The sequence below is a fragment of the Neoaquamicrobium sediminum genome, assembly GCF_013240295.1.
Classification (GTDB): Bacteria; Pseudomonadota; Alphaproteobacteria; order Rhizobiales; family Rhizobiaceae; genus Aerobium; species Aerobium sediminum.
The window spans coordinates 272,079-290,515 of sequence record NZ_JABETK010000002.1; the positions used below are offsets into that span (position 1 = coordinate 272,079).

The window sequence follows — 18,437 nt, forward strand, 5'->3', positions numbered from 1 at the left end:
AGAAGCGATGAACACTTCAATTCTGTTGAAGCTTGAACAGTTCGCGCGTCGGTGCTCAGTTGAACGGGCTGGAATGGCCGGGCGGCAGCGGAAGCTGGCCCGGTTTGTCGCCGAAACCGCGCAGGATATGCTGCTGCGGCACGGGCAGCGGCTCCGGTGGAAGGATCACCGTTGACGAGCCACCGCCGCCGATGGCCGGCGGAACCAGCGGCGGGGCGATACGCACCAGCGGCCGGTTCGTTTCGGCCATAGGGGAAGGGAGCGCCGGCCGTGGAACGGTGATCGACATTCCCGCGCGCAGGTTCGCCGCGCTCAGGCCGGGGTTGGCGCTTCGCAGCGCAGCGACGCTGATGCCGCAGGCATTGGCGATGGAGCTCAGCGTGTCGCCATAGGATATGAGCACCCGCCCGGGGCAAAGGGTGGCCGCGCCAGCGGGTGCACCGCCAAGCAGCAGGGCGGCGATCATCGCCATATGTATCTGCACCTTCATCTCGCGATCATAGCGGAATTTCGGCAACGGAAATATGGCGCAGGTGCCGCCCTTTGATTGCGCCGGCTCAGTCGGCCGGCAGCGCATCGCCTTGCGGCTGCCCGACGTAATGGACACTGCGCTGCGGGAACGGGATCGAGATGCCCTTCTCGTCGAAGAGGTGCTTGATCCGCTTGGTGAATTCGAGCTTGGCCGGCCACCAGTTAGGGGTGCTGGTCCAGTAGCGGATCGTTACGTCGACGGCGCTGTCGCCGAGCTGCGAAACGAAGACAGCCGGTTCTGGATCGGAAAGCACGCGCTCGTCGCCACCGATCACCCCGGTCATGATGTCAAATGCCAGGTCGATGTCGTCGTCATAGCCGATGCCGATGGTCAGGTCGTTCCTGCGCAGCGGGTTGCGGGAGTAGTTGGTGACGGGCGTGTTCCAGAGTTCGCTGTTGGGAGACAGGACGAAGAGCCCGTCGAGCGTTTTCAACTCCGTGGCGAAAAGCCCGATTTCCTGGATCGTACCGGAAACACTGCCTGCATCGATGTACTCGCCCACGCGGAACGGGCGCAGCGCGAGCAGCATGATGCCCGCGGCGATGTTCTGGAGCGTTCCTGCAGCGCCAGGCCGATGGCCAGGCCGATTGCGCCAAGGGCTGCGATGATGCTGGCCGTCTGAACGCCGAACTGGGCCAGCACGGTGATGCCGACCAGGATAAGGATCGCGTAGCGTACGATCTGCGAGAAGAACTTCCTCAGTGTCTCGTCGAACCCACGGAAGCGGCCCAGAGCCCCATAGACCGACCGCTGCGCGACATTGGCAACGATATAGCCGCCGATGATGAGGAGGATCGCACCGAGGATCGAGAAGGAATAGGTCACTCCCAGCTCGCTGAGCCGGAGCAGTGCAACCTGGCCGGCATCCATCATATCCGCGGTTCTGGTCTGAAGTTCTTCCATGTGTTCGGCCTCGTCCTTTCATCTGGTTTCGCTTGGGCTAATTAGCACAGACTTGGTGCAGTTGCGCCCGAAGCCCAGAAAATTTCAGCGAAACGCCGGGTTGATCGACCCAGACGGGGAGGCTGCCTTATCGACCGCGCAGCTTCTCGATCTCGCTGAAGCGCCTGACGAATGCTTTCTGCGCGACCTTCGCCGGCACCGGCTCGAGCGCCAGTCCGTCGCTGCTGAGTCCGCGCGGCCGCCCGAAAAACTTTGCAGCTTCCTGCTCCGAGAAACCCGCGAGCTGCGTTGCTTCGAACCATGCCGCCACGTGGTCTGCACGCTTGATCGACTTCTTCAGTCGTTCGCTCAGCAGCGGCGGCAGCGAAAAGCGCAAATGGATCGCGCGCTGCAGCCGGGCTTCGACCTCCTTGTAGCCGCCGCCAACGACCGACTTGAAGGGCGAGATCATGTCGCCGATCACGTATTCGGGGCGTCATGCAGCAGCGCGGCAAGCCTTTCTTCGGCAGAGCAGGTAGGCGCGGCGCGGGCGAAGATCTCTTCTACCAGCAGCGAATGCTGAGCCACCGAGAAAGCGTGGTCGCCGCGGGTCTGGCCGTTCCACCGCGCCACGCGCGCCAGCCCATGCGCAATGTCAGCGATTTCCACGTCCAGCGGCGAGGGGTCGAGCAGGTCGAGCCTGCGTCCCGAAAGCATGCGCTGCCAGGCGCGCGGCGGGGCCGACGGCTTGTCGGCCATTACGACTGCTCCGCGTCTGTCTTGTCCTGTGGCAGCGTGTAGCTTGCCCATGCCGGAATCGAGAGTGTTACGGCGACGTCGCCGGCCATGATTGGTTGGCCGGCGTCGAGCGCATCCTTCACCCGGTCGATGCGCACGATGGCGAGACCAGCGGTTCCCTTTGAGCTGCCAAGTGTGCCGATCGCACGATCGTTGACGCGAAGCTCCGTTCCACTGTCGGGAAGCTCGTCCGCCGCCTCGACCAGCATCACCCGGCGTCGCGCGGTGCCGCGATGCTGCATGCGCGAGACCACTTCCTGGCCGATATAGCATCCCTTGCCGAAACCGACGCCGCCGGCAAGGTCCAGCAGCACGTCGTGCGGAAAAGCGTCACCGGCGGCAAAATCCTCTCCGCTTTCGGCAACGCCGTTGGCGATGCGCATGCCCGTCCATTCCCGCTCGCTCGCATCGGCGCTGGCCGGAGTCCCGTAGCGCCGCAGCACCTTTGCGGATGTGGGGAAACGTCGGTCGACCAGCCAGTCGGCGCCGGCTGCCGTTGAATCGGTTTGTGAGCCGCCCGATTCATCGCCCCAGTAAACTGCGATATCCGCTTGATCCTGTTTGCTGATTTCGGCCTTTGCACGCAGCTTGTAGAGCGTCAGTCGTTTCACGAAGTCGTCGGCAAGGTCGGAGCGACAATCCAGGCGAAAACCGGTTTCGCCGTCGCGCGAGATCAGGAAGTCGAACATAATCTTGCCCTGCGGCGACAGAAGCGCGCCGGGTTTCACCTCGCCCTGACCGAGCCGGACGAGATCGGTCGTCAGGATGTTCTGGAGGAAATGTTCCGCGTCCGGTCCGTCGACGAGAATCACGGAACGGCTGGAGAGGAGTGCTGTCGGCATAAGACGGCCTGATTTGCGGTGATGACGCCGTCTTACCTAAGCGCCTCGGGAGGCTCGGGCAAGTGTGCTGCGGGTCAGTCTCCTGCCACGAAGAAGATCCAGCGGCCTTCCGGCGAGATGCCGATACGGTAGAATATATAGGCCCCGAAATTCTTCATGTCCTCGTAGTCGCCCGCCGTCACCAGCTTGAAGAGCTCCACCCGCTGCGGGTCGGTGAGGTTTTCCAGCGGCACCGCGAAGAAATACGGCCAGACATACATCTCGCCCGGCTCTCCTTCGTCCAGCCGCACGTAGCCCGCCGCCAGCACCTCATAGAGGATGGCAAGGATTTCGTGCCCCTTGTCGTCGCCGGAAAGCCCCACGCAGGTGCTCGATGGGATCGCCGGAAACCTGCCCGAAAGAGAGCTGCGTTCCGTTCTCGCCACCGCTCAGCAGTGGGCGCAGCCGTTCGATGTCGCCGGAAGCGCACGCCTCCATGATCAGCGCACGCATGCGCTGCACCGGTTCGGGCAGCAGTTCCACATCGTAGAGAATTTCAGGAACCGGTTCGTCCTGCCCGGCTCCGCTTTCGACGTCGGTGGGCTGCGGGTCGCGGGGAATGACGATTGGGTCGGGCAGGGGCACCGACATATCGGCCGGCGGCGGGGGAGGCTGGCTTTCCTCGCTCGGCACCGGTTCGCTCTCCTCTACGGGAGCGGGCGGCGGAAGCTCCTCGCGCTGGATTTCGCCGGAACCGTTTTCCTCTTCCTCCGAAAGCGGCACGTCCTCACGTTGAATCTCGCTCAGCGCGAGCGCTGGAGGCGTGGCAAGGGCCATCGCCAGCACAATAAAACTGGCCGCTGCGCCGAAACGCGCTGCCTGATAGCCAAAAAGTGGGTCACGGCTGATCGCCATGGGTCGCGGTCGCTCCCTGCAAGAGTGCCTACTTGACCCGACTATAGTGCAAATCACCGCACCGCGGGATGCGGCGCTGCAACACTTCAGATGAATGCGGGTGTCAGTGGATACGCAGTTCGGGCTCGAACTCGCCTGCTACGAGGCGTTCGCGCATCCGCTCCAGCAACGCGAGCGCGCCCGTTTCTCCGGCCGTGCGCATCAGTTCGCCCAGTGCCGTGGCAATTGCGGCATCGGCCATGATTTCCGGCTCGATCCCGGCTGCACGGCCTTCCGCCCATGCGTCTTCGTAGCTCTCGACCGCAGTGAGGCGCTTTTCCTCGCGAATCAGCACGTCGATGTCGCTGAGCCCTCGATCCATTCAATCCACCCGTAGCTGTCGCCGAATCTGACCGGCGCAGTCCCTTTAATGTCCCATTAAGGCTTCTAGCACAGGAAATGCGGCGCGCGCCGCCCCAATTACTTAAAAGTTAACTTATTCCTAAATCCCGTCCAGATACGGTTAATTTCCGAACCGTGTTGCAGTATCGCGCGTCAGCGCCTCGCCCTCTTTCATGTAGCGGTCGATTGCCTCGATCGCAGAGTCCGTGCAGGTCGCGTAGGTGCCTTCGAAAGTGCGATAGCCGTGGTTGAAGCTGGCGACGAAGCGCGCCCGGCGGGTGTCGTCCGGGTCTTCAGCTTCGAGCAGCGCCTGCATCCGGTCGCGCCACTCATAGCCGCTCTCCCCACACAGGTTGCGCAGGTAGTGCAGCGAGCCCAGAATCTCGGCGAGGCGGATCAACTGACCCTCGAACGGCGATTCGGCCGCGCGCGCAGCGGGCACGCCGGTGAAAAGCAGCGCGCCGAGAAACAGCGGTATCAGGCGTGTGGCGAGTACGTTCATGGCTGAATGTCTCGCTGAATATGCTAGCTGCCGCAAGACGCTTGTTCTTCCGCGATCTGCCGCGCGATCTCCAGCACGGAGCCGGCGAGCGGCAGACGCGCCATCTCGTCGATAGTGAGCCAGGCAACCGCATCGGCGTCGTCTCCGGGCGCGATGTCGCCGCCGGCAAAGCCCGCGATATGGACGCTGAGCACGAACTCGACACGATCGGTGTCGTCTTCGGCGACAATGTCGAGGTCGACCAGATGGTCGACGCCAGTAAGCGTCGCGCCGGTTTCTTCCATCACCTCGCGTCGAACCGCATCCGCAAGGCTCTCGCCTTGTTCGACCCTGCCTCCGGGAAAGGCGTAGAGCCCCTTGGCCGGTGCTCTGCCGCGCCGCACCAGCAAAAACCGGCCGTCATGAAAGATTGCGGCTGAAACGGCGCTCAGCGGTCTATGTTTCATGTCCGGTCCGGTCTCCGTCTCTTGGTCGGGGAAAACCGCATCCATTTCCAGAACCGCTTCCGGTTCGGGTTGCACGCGGTTTCCCGCGCGTTCAGATTGCGCGGCGAGCAGGTAAGCAGGGGGCTTTCAATGTTGTCAAACCATCTTTCCTTGGCGTGGCGCGTTTCAACCGTAGCGGTTGCATTCGCTGGCCTCGCATCGTGCGCGACGCTGAACGAGGACCAGTGCCGGACCGCCAACTGGCAGCAACTCGGACAGGAGAACGGCGCGGCCGGTCATCCCGCCAGTTACATCGAAGAGCATCGGCGTGCCTGCGCGGAGCACAAGCTGCCCGTCGACCAGCAACAGTGGAGCATCGGCTGGGAGCAGGGCATCCGGGTGTTCTGCACGCCGGAAAACGGCCTGACCATGGGACGGGAAGGGCGCTCTTACGCAAACTCCTGCCCGTTGGAACTGAAGACCGATTTCGAGGCCGCATATTCCGTGTCCAAGGCGCTGTACGATGCCAGAGCGTCCCGCGACAGAATCCAGCGCGAGCTCGATTCCCTTCTGGATGCGCGGCAGAAAGCCGAAAAGCCGGAGGATCGCCAGCGGATTTCGGGAGACATCGAGATCAAGCGTTCGTCCCTGCGCTGCGGAGCGTCGCGTGTGGGAGGCCGAGGGCGACTATGATCTCTACGTGAATTCGCGCGGCTTCACGCGTCGATAGCAAATGAGGATGGCCGGCCGATGTGCGGTCGCTTTGCACTGGTTCAGGAGTTCAAGGAGATCGAGGAGGCGCTCGGCGCGCCTGTCGAAGCATTTCCGCCGCGCTACAATATCGCGCCGACCCAGCCTGTCCTCGTCGTCATGGGCGGCCCGCCGCGCGCGCCCGGCTCTAACCAGCCGGATCGCACCAGCATGCTCGTACGCTGGGGGTTCATTCCCGGCTGGGTCAAGGATGTCGGCAAATTCCCGCTGCTCATCAACGCGCGCTCGGAAACCGCGGCTACCAAGCCGGCGTTCCGCGCCGCGATGCGGCATCGCCGGGTGCTGATCCCGACATCCGGTTTCTACGAATGGAAGCGTGCCGGTCGTAAGGTGCCGCAGCCCTATTGGGTGAAACCGGTAAATGGCGGTTTCGTGGCGTTCGGCGGGTTGATGGAAACCTATGCCGAGCCCGGCGGATCGGAAATCGACACGGTCGCGATCCTCACTTGTGCGGCCAACGAACAGATATCGCACATCCACGACCGCATGCCGGTCGTAGTGAAACCGCAGGATTTCACGCGCTGGCTCGATTGCATCAACAACGAACCGCGCGACGTCGCTGATATCACGCAGCCGGTCGAGCCCGGCTTCTTCGACGCCATTCCGGTTTCCGACAAGGTCAACAAGGTCGCCAACACGGGTCCCGACATTCAGGAGCGTGCCGAGGTGGCCGAAGAACCGCCGCAGAAGCCGAAACCGAAATCCGCCGGCGATGATCAGCTAAAGCTGTTCTGAAAGCTCTCGTTCGTGCGTCCTTCGAGGCTCGCTGCGCTCGCACCTCAGGATGAGGGGCGTTGTGCATTGCGCCAGCATCTTCATGGCACCGAAGCGCGCTTGGTTGTCGTGGCTCCGCCCAAAAAAGTGTGGGCGCGGTCAACCCACCTTCCTCATCCTGAGGTGCGAGCGCAGCGAGCCTCGAAGGACGCACCTTTGTAGCACCGGCGCGTTAATGCTGGCTCATTGCGAAATCGATCGCACTGTTTCACACGACTGAAATGTCGCCTTCGCTTGCTCCCGCGTTCTTTTCTGGATTTTTGCTCGGTCTGTCGCTGATCATCGCGATCGGCGCGCAGAACGCGTTCATCCTGCGCGAGGGCCTGCTGCGCCAGCATGTCTTTGTGCTGTGCCTGATATGTGCGCTCTCCGATGCCGTGCTCATCGCCGCGGGCGTTGCCGGCCTCGGAACGCTCGTTGCGGCATCGCCGCGTCTCATACTGGTGGTGACGATCGGCGGCGCGGCGTTCCTCTTCGCCTATGCGGCGATCGCCTTCCGGCGAGCGTGGAACCCCCAGGCGATGCAGGCAGCAAGGAGCGGCGAGGGCAGTCTGCGTGCAGCGATAGCCGCGTGCCTCGCCTTCACCTTCCTCAACCCGCATGTCTATCTGGATACGGTATTGCTTCTGGGCTCGCTTTCGGCCCAGTTCGAGGGGCGTGCACGGCTTGCCTACGGCGTTGGCGCATGCATCGCGTCGTTTGTCTGGTTCTTCGGCCTGGGCTACGGGGCCAGGCTGCTGCAGCCAGTATTCGCAAAACCGGCTGCGTGGCGCGTGCTCGACATCCTGATCGGGCTCGTCATGGCCGCGATCGGCATCAGCCTGTTACGCGGCCTTTGAGTCCTGCTCTGTATCGCGCTTCTGCTGGGCACACACCAGCGCAGCCAGCAGTGCCGCAGAGCCGATCTCGCCATAGTGAGCGGTCAGCGTCGCGTATTGTGCGCGTCGTGCGCGGTCCTGTTCGGCTTCCAGGGCTGGGTGTGTGGCGGTCGGTTGCATCGTCTTCCCCTTTTGCGCCCCGCTGGCGCTGTTGGACATGCCCCTGAGATGGGTACCGAATTGGTCGAAACGGTGTCCCGGTGAGGGCATTTCGATGAGTTTGGGCGCTGTCTTTGAAGACATGTTTAATAAAATCCTATTGTCCGCCGCGTGTTGCATCCGCGCCACGCCCGGACGGGGCGCGTCCGCGTCCACGCTCTCTTGACGGCGGCGGGGCGGGGCGCGATAAAGCGAGCGATGAAAACGTCTTTCGCCATTATCGGCATCTGCATTATCGGCTAGCGCCTTCGCTGGTCCGGCCGTTTTCGTCCTTCCGACAGATACGAGAAAACGCCCCGGCCAGCCGGCCAGGGAGAATTTATGTCTGAATCCGTCGGGCAGCTTCGGCTTTACAACACGCTGACGCGCGAGAAGGAGCATTTCGCTCCGATCGATCCGCAGAACGTGCGCATGTATGTGTGCGGGCCGACGGTGTACGACTACGCCCATATCGGCAATGCGCGCCCGGTGATCGTCTTCGACGTGCTCTATCGCCTGCTGCGCCATGTCTACGGTGCCGACCACGTCACCTATGTCCGTAACATCACCGACGTCGACGACAAGATTAACGCCCGCGCCGCGCGCGATCATCCCGATCTCGCTCTCAACGACGCGATCCGCAGGGTCACCGAGGCGACCAACGCGCAGTTCCAGGCCGACGTGAAAGCGCTCGGCTGCCTCGAGCCCGACAGCCAGCCGCGCGCCACCGAGCATATCGACGGCATGAGGGCGATGATCGACAGGCTCGTGACGCAGGGCGTGGCCTATGTCGCGGAAGGCCACGTGCTGTTCTCGCCGTCGGCCATGAATGCCGGCGAGGGCCCGCGCTACGGCGCGCTGTCGCGCCGGCCCTTCGACGAGATGCTGGCCGGCGCACGGGTCGACGTCGCCTCCTACAAACGCGACGAGATGGATTTCGTCCTCTGGAAGCCGTCGAAGCCGGGCGAGCCTGGCTGGCCGTCCCCTGCCGGCATCGACGGGCTAGGCCGCCCCGGCTGGCATATCGAATGCTCGGCCATGTCGATGGCGAAGCTGCTGGAGCCGTTCGGTGGCGGGCTTTCCTGCGACGACCCGATGAAGAACGTCTTCGACATCCATGGCGGCGGCATCGATCTCGTCTTTCCCCACCACGAAAACGAAATCGCCCAGTCCTGCTGCGCGTTCGGCACCGACCGGATGGCGAACATCTGGATGCACAACGGTTTCCTGCAGGTCGAGGGCCGCAAGATGTCGAAGTCGGAAGGCAACTTCGTCACCATCCACGACCTTCTGCACACGGAAGCCTTCGGCGGCCGCAAATGGCCCGGCGAGGTGCTGCGGCTGGCCATGCTGATGACCCACTACCGCGAGCCGATCGACTTCTCGCTCCGCAAGCTGGAGGAGGCCGAGGCAAAAATATCTAGCTGGAACTCGAGGATTGCGGATTGGAGTATTGGATACTTCCTCTGCCCACCTGACCAGCACGTCGTATCGGCCATCGAAAATGACTTGGATATGTCGCGCGTGCTGTTTCGGCTAAGCGAACTGGAGAAAGCCACCGGTAGTTCAGAAGAAGCCAAAGCGTTTGCCGGAAGTCTTGCTCTGCTTGGGCTCGTCCCTTCGCCCGAAATTCAAAGCTGGATCGACCACCAAGCTCGTCAAGAAGATATAGAGTTTGGAGCGGTTTGGGATGAGAATGCTCCGCTGTTGATTGAGCGACCGACCGTTGCACAATTTCTCTTGTCAGAACGTCTGTCGATTGATCGACACCAAATCGACGTTGCGATCGGGAAGCGTGTTGCAGCAATCCGCGAAAAGAACTGGTCGGAGGCCGACCGCATCCGCGACGAGTTGCTAGGACAGGGCATCCAGTTGAAGGACGGCAAGGACCCAACCACCGGCGAACGCGTCACGACCTGGGAGGTGAAGCGGTGAGATCGCCTGCGGCGAATGCGGAGGGGTTGGCGGGACAGCGCCCCCTCTGTCCTGCCGGACATCTCCCCACGAGGGGGAGATCGGCCGACCGGCCTGCTTTCGCCAATCGGTGGCGTGGCAGAACAAGCGGCGATGGCGAAGCTGCCGATCTCCCCTCGTGGGGGAGATGTCCGGCAGGACAGAGGGGGCAACGTAGGGCACTGAGCCTGCGGCGTTGCGTGCTCTATGATCTGCAGGGTGCGGCAGGCTGACCATGCCTCATACCCCTTTACCCCCAACAATCGTTCTCGCGCCAAGGCGATGCGGCGCGTGATGACTGATGCCGAACTGAAGCTGTGGAATGCCGTTCGTGCCCACAGGTTGATGGGGCTCGGCTTTCGCAGGCAGTTTCCTGTTGCTGGTTTCATTGTCGATTTCGCATGCCCTGAAAAACGGCTGATCGTCGAAGTCGACGGCAGCCAGCATGCTGATGGTGCAGCGTTAAAGTACGACGTCGCCCGCACCGAAACCCTGCGCGTTAACGGCTGGACCGTTCTGCGCTTCTGGAACGACGACGTGCTGCGCGACATGGACAATGTCTGCGCACATATAGTTGCTGCGAGCGGGCTGGCCACGGAAGATGCGGCGCGATGGGCCGGCAACACTGAACGGAATCCATATGCCAACAGTATCGAGCAGGAACTGAAGCCATGAGCCTCGACAACAAGCCGATCTATTCGGGCGGGTGCCAGTGCGGCGCGGTGCGCTTCCGCGTCGAGGGCGCTCTCCGCGACGCTTCCGTCTGCCATTGCCGCATGTGCCAGAAGGCGTTTGGCAGTTTCTACGCGCCGCTGGTCTCCGTGCGCGAGGCGGAGCTGGAATGGACGCGCGGCGAGCCGAAGCGGTTCCGTTCGTCCAACCACGTCTTGCGCGGCTTCTGTGCCGAATGCGGCACGCCGCTGACCTTCGAGGCGCCGGACGGCGTTGCGCTCGCCATCGGGGCGTTCGACCAGCCCGAAGAGATCGCTCCGGTGATCCAGTGGGGCGTCGAGGCGAAGCTGCCTTATGTCGATGCTGTCCCCTCATTGCCGGGTGAGGCGACGGAAGCCGACATGGAATCCGCCCCGTATCTTGCGGAGCTCGACAGTTACCAGCATCCCGATCACGACACCGAAACCTGGCCGCCGGAGGAAAGACGATGAACGACACAGTGAGAACCGGCGGGTGCCAGTGCGGCGCGGTGCGCTTCCGCATCCACGGCGAGCTCGGCCGGCCTTCCATCTGCCACTGCCGCATGTGCCAGAAGCAGTTCGGCTCGTTCTTTTCCGCGCTGGTGACCGTGCCGAAGGACGGCGTCGAATGGACACGCGAGGAGCCCGGCTACTTCCAGTCTTCGGTCAACATTGACCGTGGCTTCTGCCCGCGCTGCGGCACGCCGCTGACCTATCGCCATCCGGGCGGGCTCGAGATCGCCATCGGAGCCTTCGACGATCGTTCCGATCTTGCGCCGCAGATACAGGTCAACCATGCCGCGCGCTTGCCTTGGGTAGAAAAGATCTTCGACGCGCCGGTTCATGAAGACCCTGGCTATTATTCGCGACAGGAGGCCGTCATTTCTTTCCAGCATCCAGACCACGAAACCGAAGCCTGGCCCGCACGGGGTTGCAGCTGTGAGCGACCTCCGCACGCTTTACCCCGAGATCGAACCGTTCGAGACCGGCTTCATGGACGTCGGCGACGGCCACACCATCTACTGGGAACGTGTCGGCACGCGCGGGGCGAAGCCGGCCGTATTCCTGCATGGCGGGCCGGGCGGCGGCTTCTCGCCGGCTCACCGCCGACAGTTCGACCCGGCGCTCTACGATGTGCTTTTGTTCGACCAGCGCGGCTGCGGGAAGTCGACACCCCATGCAGGGCTCGAGGCCAACACCACATGGCATCTCGTTGCCGACATCGAGCGGCTGCGCGAGATGGTGGGCGCTGAGAAGTGGCTGGTTTTCGGCGGCTCCTGGGGCTCGACGCTGGCGCTCGCTTATTCGCAAACGCATCCCGAGCGCGTCAGCGAGCTCGTCGTGCGCGGCGTCTATACGCTGACGAAGGCGGAACTCGACTGGTACTATCAGTTCGGCGTCTCCGAAATGTTCCCCGACAAATGGGAGCGCTTCATCGCGCCAATCCCGAAAGCCGAGCGCGGCGATCTGATGGCAGCCTATCGCAGACGGCTAACCGGTGACGACAAGGCTGCGCGCATCGAGGCGGCCAAGGCCTGGAGCCTGTGGGAGGGCGAAACGATCACGCTGCTGCCTCAGCCGGAAACGAGCGACAAGTTCGGCGAGGACGACTTCGCGCTCGCTTTCGCCCGCATCGAGAACCACTATTTCGTCCATGGCGGCTGGCTGGATGAAGGCCAGTTGCTGCGCGACGCGCACAAGCTGCGCGGCATTCCAGGCCTCATCGTGCATGGTCGCTACGACATGCCGTGTCCGGCCCGTTATGCGTGGCAGCTTCACAAGGGATGGCCCGACGCCGAGTTCTTTCTGATCGAGGGTGCCGGCCACGCCTATTCCGAGCCCGGCATACTCGACCGGCTCATCTACGCGACCGACAAGTTCGCGGGGAAATGATGATGGGTCCTTTCAGCTTGCACGGTGCTTTGTCACGCCCCCTCTGTCCTGCCGGACATCTCCCCCACGAGGGGGAGATCGGCAGCTTTGCGTTCAACGCTTCTTTTTCAACGCTGGCGATCGGCGAAAGCCGGACGGCCAGCTGATCTCCCCTCGTGGGGGAGATGTCCGGCAGGACAGAGGGGGCAACGTAGAGTGCGCACGAGGAAAGTGCTGGCATGACCAAGGAGCGCATCTACCTCTTCGACACCACGTTGCGCGACGGCCAGCAGACGCCCGGTATCGACTTCTCGGTCGAGGACAAGATCGTCATCGCAGGCATGCTGGATGCGTTCGGCTTCGACTATGTCGAGGGCGGCTATCCGGGCGCGAACCCTACGGACACTGCCTTCTTCAGCGAGAAGCGCACCAGGCGGTCGGCCTTCGTCGCCTTCGGCATGACCAAGCGTGCAGGCGTCTCGGCCTCGAACGATCCGGGCATCGCAGCACTCGTCCAGTCGAAGGCCGATGCCATCTGTTATGTCGCCAAGAGCTGGGACTATCATGTACGCGTCGCACTCGGCTGCTCGAACGAGGACAATCTCGAATCCATCGGGGCTTCCGTCGAAGCGGCCCGCGCGGCCGGCAAGGAGGCGCTGGTCGATTGCGAGCACTTCTTCGACGGCTTCAAGGCCAATCCCGACTACGCGCTGGTCTGCGCGCGCACTGCATATGACGCCGGTGCGCGCTGGGTCGTGCTGTGCGATACCAATGGCGGCACGCAGCCTGCGGAGGTGCGCGAGATCGTCGGCCGGGTGATCGACGCAGGCATTCCCGGCGCCAATCTCGGCATCCACGCGCACGATGACACGGGTCAGGCCGTCGCCAATTCGCTTGCCGCGGTAGAGGCGGGCGTGCGTCAGGTGCAGGGCACGCTCAACGGCATCGGCGAGCGCTGCGGCAATGCCAATCTGGTGACGATACTGCCGACGCTCATGCTCAAGCCGCGCTTTGCGGAGCGTTTCGAGACCGGCATCTCTGCCGAGGCGCTGACCGACATTTCGCGCCTGTCTCACGGCTTCGACGAACTGCTGAACCGCGCGCCCGATCCGCAGGCGCCCTATGTCGGCGGGTCCGCATTCGCCACCAAGGCGGGCATTCACGCCTCCGCGCTGCTCAAGGAGCCGCAGACATACGAACATGTCGCGCCAGAGTCGGTGGGCAACACCCGCCGCGTGATGGTTTCCGACCAGGGCGGCAAGTCCAACTTCATTACCGAGCTCAAGCGGCGCGGCATAGCGGTTGCCAAGGACGATCCGCGCCTCGATACGCTGATTGCGCTCGTCAAGGAACGCGAGGCGCAGGGTTATGCCTATGAGGGCGCGGATGCGAGCTTTGAACTGCTGGCGCGGCGCACGCTGGGCGGCGTGCCGGTTTTCTTCCACGTCGATTCCTTCCGCTGCATGGTCGAGCGGCGCTACGACGCCAATGGCAGCCTCAAGACAGTCTCCGAAGCGATCGTGAGAGTGACTGTCGACGGCGAGGAGAAGATGTCGGTGGCGGAGGGCGACGGCCCGGTGAACGCGCTCGACATCGCCCTGCGCAAGGACCTCGGCAAATACCAGGACGAGATTTCCGACCTGACCCTGACCGACTTCAAGGTGCGTATCCTCAACGGCGGCACAGAGGCGATCACCCGCGTGCTGATAGAATCGCACGATTCCACCGGCGCGCGCTGGTGGACGGTCGGCGTCTCCGAAAACATCATCGACGCTTCCTTCCAGGCCCTGATGGACTCAATCGTCTACAAGCTGGTCAAGAATCGCGAGAACGTGGCCCGGGCGGCGGAGTGAAGCCAGATGGAGTTCGTAGGCGTTTGGAAGCTAGTGCTTTTGTCTGGAATTCTTGTCGCGACAATTGCCTTTGCCGTTCCTCGCCTCATTCGGGAAACCGACTATTCGCGCTTTACTACTGCAGAGATCGGAATTGAGTTTCTAGCTCTCCCAACCGCTACGGTGTTGGGGTTCTATGTGGCCGATTGGCAAGGTGCCCTTATCGTCTTCATCCTGGGTCGGATTGTCTGGCGACGGCTGCAACGGAACACAATTAAGGCCCGTTTCACGGACGTTTCCGCAGCGCAAAACGCCAAAGGGCGCGTATTCATGCGTTATGTAGCTCTCGCCATGTGCGCGCTTCTCATCCTATCGGGGAACCCAGAATATTTGAGGATTTATCCAGTCGTTATGCTGATAGGAGTTGTGGCGACCGCCACGACCGGAATGATACCCGCGCGCTCCGGAAAAGCCGGAAGCGGCGTCAAAAGGATGGCGCTCCGGCTTGGCGCGCCGCTGCTGTGGGTGTGCTTTGTTCTGACAAGCGAGTTGGTCTGGAGGCACGGCACGCTGGAAATGTGGATGTGGATTTTTAGCTATCGGGCACTTATTTTGGCGTCTTTCTCGGTCGCAGTTGTCGGGCCGATGGTCTTGTGGGCGCGTGCGGGCGAACCTGGTTTGCGCGATCCCTGAGCTCCCAATCATCAACCGTTATCGATCGTTGGATCAGCATAATGCGTTGGTCTGGCGGTCGCCGACGCGTTAGGACGCCGGTCTGAAACGTTGAAGGCTCGATTTATGCAGGAAAGGGTACAGCCGGCCGCCGCGCAGGCGGAAGCGCCGGCGCAGTCCGAGGCGACGCGCGGTTTCGTGTTCGCGCTGTCGGCCTATCTGCTGTGGGGCTTCCTCCCGCTCTACATGAAGATGGTGGCGCATATCCCGCCGGTGGAGGTGGTGGCGCATCGCATCCTCTGGTCGGTCCCCGTCGCCGGCATCGTGCTGCTTGCGCTGGGCCGCACCGCCGACATCAAGACGGCCCTGCGCCAGCCACGTACGCTGCTGATGGCGGCGCTTACGGCCGCGATCATCACCGTCAACTGGGGCATCTATGTCTGGGCGATCGCGGTCGACCGCACGGTCGAGACCGCGCTCGGCTACTACATCAATCCGCTGGTGACGGTGCTGCTGGGTGCCGCGCTGCTGGGCGAGCGGCTCAACCGCTATCAGCTCGTGGCCGTGGCGCTGGCAATCGCAGCAGTCGGCGTCCTTACGGTGGATGCCGGCGGGCTGCCGTGGGTGTCGCTGGCCCTCGCGCTGTCGTTTGCCGCCTACGGCTATCTGCGCAAGACGCTGCCGATAGGCCCGAGCCAGGGCTTTTTCCTCGAAGTGCTGATCTTGTCGGTGCCGTGCCTGGCCTATGTGATCTGGATCGAGGCCACGGGGCAGGGGCACTTCACCGACAGCACGCAGAATATCGGCCTGCTGATGTTTGCCGGGCCGGTGACGGCGATCCCGCTGATCCTCTATGCGTTCGGCGCCAAGCTGCTGCGCATCTCGACCATCGGCATCATGCAGTACATTGCGCCGACGATGATTGCGGTCATTGCCGTCTTCGTGTTCGGGGAACCGTTCGGCACGGCGCGTATCGTGGCATTCGCGCTGATCTGGACCGCGCTTGCGCTCTACACCTGGTCGATGTTCTTCGGCGCCAGGCAGGCGAAGGCAACCAGACCCTAAAGCCGGTCGATCAGCTTCGGGTCGCCCTCGGCGGGAATGCCGGTAGCGGCGGCTTCCGACAGCACGGCCGGCACGATCGCTTTCGCGTCATCGACGACGATCGGCTGCACGAGGTGGCCGGTATGCACGAAGCCCTCGTTGCGCATGTGGTCGAGGAGGGTGAGCATCGGATCCCAGAAGCCGCCGATATTGGCGAAGACGATCGGCTTGCGGTGCCGCCCGAGTTGCGCCCAGGTCATGATCTCGACGATCTCTTCAAGCGTTCCGATGCCGCCCGGCAGCGCCACGAAGGCGTCCGATTTCTCGAACATCTTGTGCTTGCGGGTGTGCATGTCCTCGGTGACGATCAGGTCGTCGAGCTTGCCAAGCGCGGCTTCAGTCGCTTCCTTGTTCATCAGAAAACGCGGGATGATGCCGGTCACCTTGCCGCCGCCCTCGATTGTGCCTTTGGCGACTGCGCCCATGATGCCTTTGGTGCCGCCGCCATAAACCAGGCTCAGGCCGGCATCCGCGATGGAGCGGCCGAGCGCGTATCCGGTCTCCATGTAGATTTCGGAACGGCCCGTAGACGAGCCGCAATAAACGCAGATGGATCGAATCAGGTTCATGGCCGGAATTGGTGTATGCATCTCTGGGAGCGGTCAAGCCGCATGGGGCTTTTTGTTGTAGCTGTTCATAAAACACGCTAGACGCTGTTGGAAAGCCGTCAAAGGAACGGAATCATGGTTGTTTGGCTCAAGGCGCTTCTGTTCGTGGTCGGCGGGGTGACAGCCGCTGCGGGAACCGCCTATGTGACGGGAATGCTCGACCCATGGCTCGGTCGCGAGCCGGTGTCGATCGCAGCGCTTCCGGAGACGACAACCCCGCAGGAGCAAGATCAGGAACAGCCGCCGGCTGTCGATGGCGACGATGCCTTGCCGCTTCCCGATGAGGCGACATCGATGGACAAGGGCGACCGGCTCGTCGCCCCGACTTTCAGCCTGCTGCGCGTCGAGCCTGATGGCTCTGTTGTCGTGGCCGGCAATGCGGCCGGAGAATCCACCGTCGAAATTCTGAACGGCGACACCGTGATCGGCACTGCTGAGGCGGGCGCCAGCGGCGACTTCGTCATCGTGCTCGACGAGCCGCTTTCACCCGGCGACTATCAGCTTTCCCTTCGCTCGATGGCCGGAGACGTCGTTTCCCAGTCGCAGGAAACGGCTGTCGTTTCTGTGCCTGAAACACCCGATGGGCAGGTGCTGGCGCTTGTCGACAAGCCCGGCGCACCTGCCGAGCTGGTGACGGTGCCGGAGGCAGGCGATGAAGCCTCCTCTCAGCAGCCCGCCGGTGACGTGGTTGCGCAGGCACCCGAAGATGCGGCGGATGACGTGGCGGCCGGCGCTGACGCTTCGCAGCCCGACGACAATGTGCAGTCAGAAGCGCCGCAGGTTGCCGCAAGCGACGAAGATGCTCCGGCACCCGATGAAGCAGCCGCGCCCGCAGCGGACATGTCTGCTGGGCAACAGGACGAACAGGTCGCGGCAGACGCGAGCACGCCTGCTGCCGATGCGGCAACGCAGGGCGACGTGACCGAACCGACCGCAGCGGAAGCACCGGCCGATGCGGAGGAGCAAGTGGCTTCCGCCCCTGAAGCCCGCCAAAAGCCGGAACCGTCGACCGAACCCGCCCTCACGGCCGCGTCTCAGGTCGTTGTGGAAGCCGTCGAGATCGAGGGCGGCACGGTCTTCGTCGCGGGGTCGGCAAATCCGGGCAGCATCATCCGGGTTTATGCCAACGACATTCTTCTTGGCGATGCCCGCACGTCGGAGGCGGGGCGTTTCCTGGTCGAGGCAAATCGTGAATTGCCGGTCGGCAACTACCTGATCCGCGCCGATGTGCTCGACGCGAGCGGGGCGGTGCTCGCGCGGGCCGCTGTTCCGTTCGAACGCGAGCCGGGTGAGGCGATTGCTGCCGTGGCGCCGTCAGCAACCGCTCCGGCAACGCAGCAGGACAGTACACAGGACGAAGTGGCGGTTGCGGAAGCACCCGCGGCCATGCAGGAGCCTGAGACACAGCCAGCCGGGCAGGAGCCCGCCTCACAGCAGGCGCCATCCTCGGCGTCGAGCGAGCAGGCGGCAGCCAACAATGCCCTGACTACGGCAGACAACGCCCAGCCTGCGAACGAAACGGTTGCGGCAGCCGATAGCGGCGAAGCTTCCAGTGCCGGTGGCGCCGATACGAATGCGGGAGCCACAGCGCCGGCGCTTCAGAAGGCGGATGGCTCCGTCATCATCCGGCGGGGCGATTCCCTGTGGCGCATTTCCCGGCGCGTCTATGGTCGCGGCGTTCGCTACTCGACCATCTATCTCGCCAATCAGGAACAGATTCGCGATCCGGACATGATCTGGCCGGGACAGGTCTTCGCCGTTCCGCGGGAAACGCCCGAAGGCGACACGGCCGACATGGAGGCCATCGGCGACCAGGCTGTCGCGCCCGGTGCGGAAACACCGACCGCCGATCAGTAAGCCTTTATCGCCGTAATTTTCATCGACCGC

Annotated in this window: 18 protein-coding genes and 4 pseudogenes; 12 read left to right on the forward strand and 10 right to left on the reverse strand. The window is 63.2% G+C overall.

Annotated features, from left to right (window positions below):
• Positions 1-55 precede the first annotated feature (55 nt).
• The 8 genes and pseudogenes from HK436_RS13075 to HK436_RS13110 form a co-directional block, all read right to left on the reverse strand.
• Positions 56-490 (reverse strand): LysM peptidoglycan-binding domain-containing protein, encoded by a 435-nt coding sequence (locus HK436_RS13075; RefSeq protein WP_173190410.1) that lies wholly within the window; start codon positions 488-490, stop codon positions 56-58.
• A gap of 67 nt (positions 491-557) precedes the next feature.
• A pseudogene (locus tag HK436_RS13080) lies at positions 558-1,402 on the reverse strand (mechanosensitive ion channel family protein).
• Between the two features lie 160 nt (positions 1,403-1,562).
• Positions 1,563-2,173 (reverse strand): annotated as a pseudogene (locus HK436_RS13085) (HD domain-containing protein).
• Positions 2,173-3,054 (reverse strand): CAF17-like 4Fe-4S cluster assembly/insertion protein YgfZ, encoded by an 882-nt coding sequence (ygfZ, locus tag HK436_RS13090; protein ID WP_173190412.1) that lies wholly within the window; start codon positions 3,052-3,054, stop codon positions 2,173-2,175. The pseudogene HK436_RS13085 and the gene ygfZ overlap by 1 nt, the downstream one beginning before the upstream one ends.
• 74 nt (positions 3,055-3,128) lie before the next feature.
• Positions 3,129-3,870, reverse strand: a pseudogene (locus HK436_RS33575) (hypothetical protein).
• Between the two features lie 181 nt (positions 3,871-4,051).
• The gene (locus HK436_RS13100) at positions 4,052-4,309 is read right to left on the reverse strand and encodes a hypothetical protein (RefSeq protein WP_173190414.1); all 258 of its coding nucleotides are present in this window, start codon (positions 4,307-4,309) and stop codon (positions 4,052-4,054) included.
• 141 nt (positions 4,310-4,450) lie between these two features.
• A complete protein-coding gene (locus HK436_RS13105) occupies positions 4,451-4,831 on the reverse strand; it encodes a TIGR02301 family protein (protein ID WP_173190416.1) in 381 nt (126 codons plus the stop codon).
• Positions 4,832-4,854: 23 nt separating this feature from the next.
• Complete coding sequence (locus tag HK436_RS13110; protein ID WP_173190418.1) at positions 4,855-5,352, reverse strand: NUDIX hydrolase; 498 nt, start codon at positions 5,350-5,352, stop codon at positions 4,855-4,857.
• 54 nt (positions 5,353-5,406) lie between these two features.
• On the opposite strand from HK436_RS13110, the gene HK436_RS13115 reads away from it, so the two are divergent.
• The 3 genes from HK436_RS13115 to HK436_RS13125 all read left to right on the forward strand — a co-directional run bounded on the left by HK436_RS13115 (position 5,407) and on the right by HK436_RS13125 (position 7,640).
• Positions 5,407-5,949, forward strand: a complete 543-nt coding sequence (locus HK436_RS13115) for a DUF2799 domain-containing protein (protein WP_244648939.1) — start codon at positions 5,407-5,409, stop codon at positions 5,947-5,949.
• A 57-nt stretch (positions 5,950-6,006) separates the two neighbouring features.
• Positions 6,007-6,762: an SOS response-associated peptidase gene (locus HK436_RS13120; protein ID WP_173190420.1), complete on the forward strand. Its 756-nt coding sequence runs from the start codon at positions 6,007-6,009 to the stop codon at positions 6,760-6,762.
• Between the two features lie 260 nt (positions 6,763-7,022).
• Positions 7,023-7,640 (forward strand): LysE/ArgO family amino acid transporter, encoded by a 618-nt coding sequence (locus tag HK436_RS13125; RefSeq protein ID WP_173190422.1) that lies wholly within the window; start codon positions 7,023-7,025, stop codon positions 7,638-7,640.
• Here the strand turns inward: HK436_RS13125 and HK436_RS13130 are convergent.
• Positions 7,626-7,799, reverse strand: coding sequence for a transcriptional regulator (locus HK436_RS13130; RefSeq protein ID WP_173190424.1), 174 nt, complete (start codon positions 7,797-7,799; stop codon positions 7,626-7,628). The genes HK436_RS13125 and HK436_RS13130 overlap by 15 nt on opposite strands.
• A 360-nt stretch (positions 7,800-8,159) precedes the next feature.
• Here HK436_RS13130 and cysS point away from each other — a divergent pair, with 360 nt between their 5' ends.
• From cysS to rarD, 8 genes and pseudogenes are all read left to right on the forward strand, one after another.
• Complete coding sequence (gene cysS, locus HK436_RS13135; RefSeq protein WP_173190426.1) at positions 8,160-9,752, forward strand: cysteine--tRNA ligase; 1,593 nt, start codon at positions 8,160-8,162, stop codon at positions 9,750-9,752.
• Between the two features lie 312 nt (positions 9,753-10,064).
• Positions 10,065-10,445 (forward strand): endonuclease domain-containing protein, encoded by a 381-nt coding sequence (locus HK436_RS13140; protein ID WP_312860595.1) that lies wholly within the window; start codon positions 10,065-10,067, stop codon positions 10,443-10,445.
• Positions 10,442-10,933: a GFA family protein gene (locus HK436_RS13145; protein WP_173190430.1), complete on the forward strand. Its 492-nt coding sequence runs from the start codon at positions 10,442-10,444 to the stop codon at positions 10,931-10,933. Before HK436_RS13140 ends, HK436_RS13145 begins: the two co-directional genes overlap by 4 nt.
• Positions 10,930-11,394 (forward strand): annotated as a pseudogene (locus tag HK436_RS13150) (GFA family protein); the annotation flags it as partial. The gene HK436_RS13145 and the pseudogene HK436_RS13150, both read left to right, overlap by 4 nt.
• Before the next feature lie 61 nt (positions 11,395-11,455).
• Entirely contained in the window at positions 11,456-12,355 is a 900-nt protein-coding gene (gene pip / locus HK436_RS13155) for a prolyl aminopeptidase (protein ID WP_244648941.1), read from the forward strand.
• 218 nt (positions 12,356-12,573) lie between these two features.
• The gene (gene cimA, locus HK436_RS13160) at positions 12,574-14,187 is read left to right on the forward strand and encodes a citramalate synthase (RefSeq protein WP_173190434.1); all 1,614 of its coding nucleotides are present in this window, start codon (positions 12,574-12,576) and stop codon (positions 14,185-14,187) included.
• Between the two features lie 6 nt (positions 14,188-14,193).
• Entirely contained in the window at positions 14,194-14,859 is a 666-nt protein-coding gene (locus HK436_RS13165) for a hypothetical protein (protein ID WP_173190435.1), read from the forward strand.
• A 105-nt stretch (positions 14,860-14,964) separates the two neighbouring features.
• Complete coding sequence (rarD, locus tag HK436_RS13170) at positions 14,965-15,903, forward strand: EamA family transporter RarD (protein ID WP_173190437.1); 939 nt, start codon at positions 14,965-14,967, stop codon at positions 15,901-15,903.
• Here the strand turns inward: rarD and HK436_RS13175 are convergent.
• Positions 15,900-16,511 carry an LOG family protein gene (locus HK436_RS13175; protein ID WP_173190439.1) on the reverse strand — a complete coding sequence of 204 codons (612 nt, stop codon included), beginning with the start codon at positions 16,509-16,511 and terminating at the stop codon, positions 15,900-15,902. The genes rarD and HK436_RS13175 overlap by 4 nt on opposite strands.
• Before the next feature lie 114 nt (positions 16,512-16,625).
• Here HK436_RS13175 and HK436_RS13180 point away from each other — a divergent pair, with 114 nt between their 5' ends.
• Positions 16,626-18,407: a LysM peptidoglycan-binding domain-containing protein gene (locus HK436_RS13180; RefSeq protein WP_244648943.1), complete on the forward strand. Its 1,782-nt coding sequence runs from the start codon at positions 16,626-16,628 to the stop codon at positions 18,405-18,407.
• Positions 18,408-18,437: the final 30 nt, after the last annotated feature.

Coding starts and splice junctions, on each gene's coding strand:
- ygfZ (WP_173190412.1), bottom strand. CDS start 3,054: ATGCCGACAGCACTCCTCTCCAGCCGTTCCGTGATTCTCGTCGACGGA.
- pip (WP_244648941.1), top strand. CDS start 11,456: ATGGACGTCGGCGACGGCCACACCATCTACTGGGAACGTGTCGGCACG.
- HK436_RS13100 (WP_173190414.1), bottom strand. CDS start 4,309: ATGGATCGAGGGCTCAGCGACATCGACGTGCTGATTCGCGAGGAAAAG.
- HK436_RS13140 (WP_312860595.1), top strand. CDS start 10,065: ATGACTGATGCCGAACTGAAGCTGTGGAATGCCGTTCGTGCCCACAGG.
- cimA (WP_173190434.1), top strand. CDS start 12,574: ATGACCAAGGAGCGCATCTACCTCTTCGACACCACGTTGCGCGACGGC.
- cysS (WP_173190426.1), top strand. CDS start 8,160: ATGTCTGAATCCGTCGGGCAGCTTCGGCTTTACAACACGCTGACGCGC.
- HK436_RS13115 (WP_244648939.1), top strand. CDS start 5,407: ATGTTGTCAAACCATCTTTCCTTGGCGTGGCGCGTTTCAACCGTAGCG.
- HK436_RS13180 (WP_244648943.1), top strand. CDS start 16,626: ATGGTTGTTTGGCTCAAGGCGCTTCTGTTCGTGGTCGGCGGGGTGACA.
- HK436_RS13125 (WP_173190422.1), top strand. CDS start 7,023: ATGTCGCCTTCGCTTGCTCCCGCGTTCTTTTCTGGATTTTTGCTCGGT.
- HK436_RS13120 (WP_173190420.1), top strand. CDS start 6,007: ATGTGCGGTCGCTTTGCACTGGTTCAGGAGTTCAAGGAGATCGAGGAG.
- HK436_RS13145 (WP_173190430.1), top strand. CDS start 10,442: ATGAGCCTCGACAACAAGCCGATCTATTCGGGCGGGTGCCAGTGCGGC.
- HK436_RS13130 (WP_173190424.1), bottom strand. CDS start 7,799: ATGCAACCGACCGCCACACACCCAGCCCTGGAAGCCGAACAGGACCGC.
- HK436_RS13175 (WP_173190439.1), bottom strand. CDS start 16,511: ATGAACCTGATTCGATCCATCTGCGTTTATTGCGGCTCGTCTACGGGC.
- HK436_RS13075 (WP_173190410.1), bottom strand. CDS start 490: ATGAAGGTGCAGATACATATGGCGATGATCGCCGCCCTGCTGCTTGGC.
- HK436_RS13165 (WP_173190435.1), top strand. CDS start 14,194: ATGGAGTTCGTAGGCGTTTGGAAGCTAGTGCTTTTGTCTGGAATTCTT.
- rarD (WP_173190437.1), top strand. CDS start 14,965: ATGCAGGAAAGGGTACAGCCGGCCGCCGCGCAGGCGGAAGCGCCGGCG.
- HK436_RS13105 (WP_173190416.1), bottom strand. CDS start 4,831: ATGAACGTACTCGCCACACGCCTGATACCGCTGTTTCTCGGCGCGCTG.